Below are 3,533 nucleotides of genomic sequence, written 5' to 3'. Positions count from 1 at the left end.
CCTCGGCCACCCGTAAGCTGGTAGTAACGGCTTGTTTCTGGTGCATGATTACTAAATCGTTCATTCTAGAGCCCCTCTTTCTTTTCGTGCTTCAGGTACAGGTCGCTCATACCCAGCAGGTCAGCAATGCTGTACACATCCGGCTGAATCAGCTGCAAGACCTCTTCAACCGTTGCTGGTCGGTTGCCAATCCGAAAATCATGTGACTCGACAAGCTCGACAAGATTGGCCAGGGCGTTACGCACATTGTCTGGTTCGTTCATTCTTCTTCCTCCATTCCGAGTACCTTGTAAATCTTTTGGCGAATCCGGCGTGACTTCGGATCCACACCGCCATGGACTGCCCGGCTGACCTGTACTGTTCCTTCGCCGATGAAGTCGGCAAGCTCTCGTTGAGACATATCTTGCTCGATCAAGCTGATTTTGATCTTTTTGAAGATCTGGTCTGCTTGGCCAGCGAGCTTTTCTTCTGGCATGTTCATCACCTCATTTCGGTAATTTGTTGATAAACGTGTTGCGTTTTTGTACTGAGTTCAGTACAATCAGAGTATAGGAAATAAGGAATGCTCAGCAGTCCCCTTGAGTGGTCGTTCGCCAAAACTGTTCACTTACGGGCTGGTTACTTATTGCCTAACTAACTGACAAAAATAATAATAACTGAGTTCAGTACGAAATGCAACCTTTTTGTACCCACTTCGGTGATTTATTTTTGCCAGGCTTTGGAGATGCTGAAATGACGCTGGTTGAACGCATAAAAAAGTCCGCCGAAGCACGTGGCTGGAATTTAAAAACAACAGCGGAGAAAGCTGGAATCGGAATCAATAGTATATATCGGTGGAAGGACCAGACCCCGACAGCCGATAGCCTTTCAAAAGTGGCCGGTGCGTTGCATGTCTCCGTGGACTATCTGCTGGGAAATACCGATGATCCCTCCCCAAAATCAGATAAAACAGTTGACTTGGCGGGAACAAACGTTTTTACTTATCAGGGGATGCCAATTCCAGAAGATGACTGGGAAATTATCCAGGACATCTTGAAGCGTCGCCGGGAACAAATGAATAAGAAGAGTTAGGGGACATCGGTATGGATAATTTGCTCAGCCAGGTCTTGAATGTTGCGTTCGACAATAATATTGAGGTTTTTATGAAACCCCTTCACCCACACACTCCGCCTTGCGCAGATTGCGACACGCGTACCATCGTGTTAAACAGTAACTGGTATCAGCGCAACGCCTTGCCCATGCACGCTGCACACGAGATCAGCCACATTCTCAACGGTGATGAGGGCGTGTTGTACTATCGCAACTACTATTCAAAGGCTGGTGCCGAGGGGGCGGCCAACCGGTCAGCCATCAAGATTCTTGTTCCCCTGTACTTTGCCGATGTAGAACCGGAGGATGCCAGTTCCGTGCAATTTGTGGACGCTCTCTGCATTCCTGGTAATTTGCAAGACTGGATAGAAGAGGAAATCCGCCGTTTCTACGCATAAAAACGGCCCCCACCCCGTTGCACCGGAGTGAAGGCCTACGAACTAGCGCAACATCATTGTACCATGGAGGAGACGACGGGGAGAATGGCAGAAGACGAATATCGGTTGGTTGGCGTTACCGACGAAGCAATCAATCAGTTGATTGCTGACGAAGCACCCAATATCGATAAGGAAGATAATTATGGAGGGTTATCCAATAACGACATCATTGATTTACATCCCGGGCAAAAGATTTGGCAATTCCAGCCCTATCAGCTACGGATAAATGCGAAGACTGAACTCAAGCTCAATGGCAGCGCCTATGGGATTTTTATGAATGGAATCCACATTGGCGACATTTCTGATGCTGATGCGTCTCGCTTCTCCGCCGAATATCAGTCCAAGAAGAGTCCTCGACTGGTAGTTGATGTATTCGGGGGACGGTATAAGCAGTCTGTTGAAGCGGCTGATGGTAGTGAAACTGTCAAGCGTTTTAAGACGCCATACCAGGTGCGCGTCGGTATCGGAGAGTGGGAAGCTGTACGACAGCCGCAACTTCAACAGGAGGCAGCCAATGGGTGGGATCAAGTTGCAAACAGTGCTGAAAAGTTTTCGCAAGCAACTGGTAAAGCAGGCGATTCCCTGAACAAAACTGGCAATCAATTTATTGGATGCGGGTGTTCGTTAGTTGTTTTGCTCATCATTATTTTTCTGTGGAGCTCCTGGTTCCACTAAAAAATAGCCCGCCTCAACATCCACGGCAGGACGGGGCGGGCATATAAGAACACTCTGGAGAGCGTCTCTCACGTCCTCCAGTATACCAGAAACGGAGGAAGCTCAATGGCTAATTTTATGAAACGTGGCAAGACCTGGCAGTACCGGGTCTCCTACATGGATGGCCAGAATCAGCGGCAGTACGTGAACAAGTCCGGCTTCGCTACCAAACGAGCGGCCCAAGAAGCCGCGGCTGAAGTGGAACGCCAGTATCGGCGTGGGGCTGACCTTGGTGAACGCTCCGTCACTCTGCTGGAATACTGGGACCGCTGGATCAAGTTGTACAAATCCGGTAAGCACGCCACTGTCACGGAGAAACGTTATGGGATTATCCGCCGCCAACTTGCTCGCCATTTCGGTGAAGACCAGCAGCTTAAGACCATTACAAAGAGTGACTGGCAAGAGTTCCTCAATGCTTATGCTGCTGGTGAAGGGCGCCGGAACGGTCTGCCACGGTCAAAAGATTCCGCCAGCAAGCTGAACGGCTATGTCCGGGCCATGGCGAACGCTGCTGTTGATGACCAGATCATCTTCGCCAATTTCACCAGCGGCGCCATTCTTTCCGGCGAGAAAGGCAAAGCCAGCGAACTCAAGTATTTGCAGACGGCGGACTTCAAGAAGCTGCTGTCCCACGCGGTGGCCCATGCCTCCCTGGACAAGGTCTATAACTACATCATCGCTACTGCCGTTCTGACTGGTGCTCGCTTCAGTGAGGTGATCGGCTTGGATTGGCCCAACGTGGATCTGGACAAGGCGGTGCTGCATATCCGGCACACGTGGGACTACAACTACCATACGGGGTTTGCCCCAACGAAGAATGAATCCAGCGTCCGCGATGTGGACATTCCGCAGGAGCTGGTCACTCTCTTACGTCAGCTCAAAAAAGAACAACAGGAATATCGGCTGCGGGCCGGCTACCGCGATCCCTATGACCTGGTGTTTCGCAACAGCCAGAAAGAAATCCCAAGCAACTCCGCCATCAACAAGGATCTGCGCATGATTGAAAAAAAGCTCGCTATCAGCCCCCTCATCACTTTCCACGGTCTGCGGCATACCCATGTATCGTACTTGCTCTCCCAGGGTGTGGACATCAGCTATATCTCACACCGGATTGGGCATGCCAATATCGGGATCACAATGACAGTCTACTCGCACCTGCTCAAGGACGCAGAGCGGTCTCAAATAAAGCACACCCTGGAGGCTCTCTCAATCCTATAATTCATGTGTACAAGATGTGTACAATAACAGCCGTAAACCGTGCCACGACTGACCAGCAGAGTCCGTTAGGCTCCA

The 3,533-nt window shown here is 50.4% G+C and carries 6 protein-coding genes and 1 pseudogene; 4 read left to right on the top strand and 3 right to left on the bottom strand.

Features of this window, described 5'->3' with window-relative positions; translation table 11 throughout:
* The 3 genes and pseudogenes from L248_RS16565 to L248_RS12720 form a co-directional block, all read right to left on the bottom strand.
* Positions 1 to 64 (bottom strand): annotated as a pseudogene (locus L248_RS16565) (phage antirepressor protein); the annotation flags it as partial.
* Between the two features lies 1 nt (position 65).
* Positions 66 to 263, bottom strand: coding sequence for a hypothetical protein (locus L248_RS12725; RefSeq protein ID WP_022530657.1), 198 nt, complete (start codon positions 261 to 263; stop codon positions 66 to 68).
* Positions 260 to 475, bottom strand: a complete 216-nt coding sequence (locus tag L248_RS12720; RefSeq protein ID WP_040536798.1) for a helix-turn-helix domain-containing protein — start codon at positions 473 to 475, stop codon at positions 260 to 262. The genes L248_RS12725 and L248_RS12720 overlap by 4 nt, the downstream gene beginning before the upstream one ends.
* Before the next feature lie 257 nt (positions 476 to 732).
* On the opposite strand from L248_RS12720, the gene L248_RS12715 reads away from it, so the two are divergent.
* The 4 genes from L248_RS12715 (at position 733) to L248_RS12700 (ending at position 3,458) form a co-directional block, all read left to right on the top strand.
* Positions 733 to 1,071: a helix-turn-helix domain-containing protein gene (locus L248_RS12715; RefSeq protein WP_040536796.1), complete on the top strand. Its 339-nt coding sequence runs from the start codon at positions 733 to 735 to the stop codon at positions 1,069 to 1,071.
* A gap of 11 nt (positions 1,072 to 1,082) precedes the next feature.
* Positions 1,083 to 1,487 (top strand): M78 family metallopeptidase domain-containing protein, encoded by a 405-nt coding sequence (locus L248_RS12710; protein ID WP_040536794.1) that lies wholly within the window; start codon positions 1,083 to 1,085, stop codon positions 1,485 to 1,487.
* Between the two features lie 84 nt (positions 1,488 to 1,571).
* Positions 1,572 to 2,201 (top strand): hypothetical protein, encoded by a 630-nt coding sequence (locus L248_RS12705; RefSeq protein ID WP_040536792.1) that lies wholly within the window; start codon positions 1,572 to 1,574, stop codon positions 2,199 to 2,201.
* 105 nt (positions 2,202 to 2,306) lie between these two features.
* Positions 2,307 to 3,458, top strand: coding sequence for a site-specific integrase (locus tag L248_RS12700; protein ID WP_022530652.1), 1,152 nt, complete (start codon positions 2,307 to 2,309; stop codon positions 3,456 to 3,458).
* The last annotated feature ends 75 nt before the right edge of the window (positions 3,459 to 3,533 follow it).

It is taken from the genome of Schleiferilactobacillus shenzhenensis LY-73 (assembly GCF_000469325.1).
In the GTDB taxonomy this organism is placed as follows: Bacteria; Bacillota; Bacilli; order Lactobacillales; family Lactobacillaceae; genus Schleiferilactobacillus; species Schleiferilactobacillus shenzhenensis.
This window is presented reverse-complemented; position numbering and strand designations above follow the sequence as displayed.

Bases quoted from the DNA above. Each gene is read 5' to 3' on its own strand.
- L248_RS12725 (WP_022530657.1), bottom strand. From the start codon at position 263: ATGAACGAACCAGACAATGTGCGTAACGCCCTGGCCAATCTTGTCGAG.
- L248_RS12720 (WP_040536798.1), bottom strand. From the start codon at position 475: ATGCCAGAAGAAAAGCTCGCTGGCCAAGCAGACCAGATCTTCAAAAAG.
- L248_RS12715 (WP_040536796.1), top strand. From the start codon at position 733: ATGACGCTGGTTGAACGCATAAAAAAGTCCGCCGAAGCACGTGGCTGG.
- L248_RS12710 (WP_040536794.1), top strand. From the start codon at position 1,083: ATGGATAATTTGCTCAGCCAGGTCTTGAATGTTGCGTTCGACAATAAT.
- L248_RS12705 (WP_040536792.1), top strand. From the start codon at position 1,572: ATGGCAGAAGACGAATATCGGTTGGTTGGCGTTACCGACGAAGCAATC.
- L248_RS12700 (WP_022530652.1), top strand. From the start codon at position 2,307: ATGGCTAATTTTATGAAACGTGGCAAGACCTGGCAGTACCGGGTCTCC.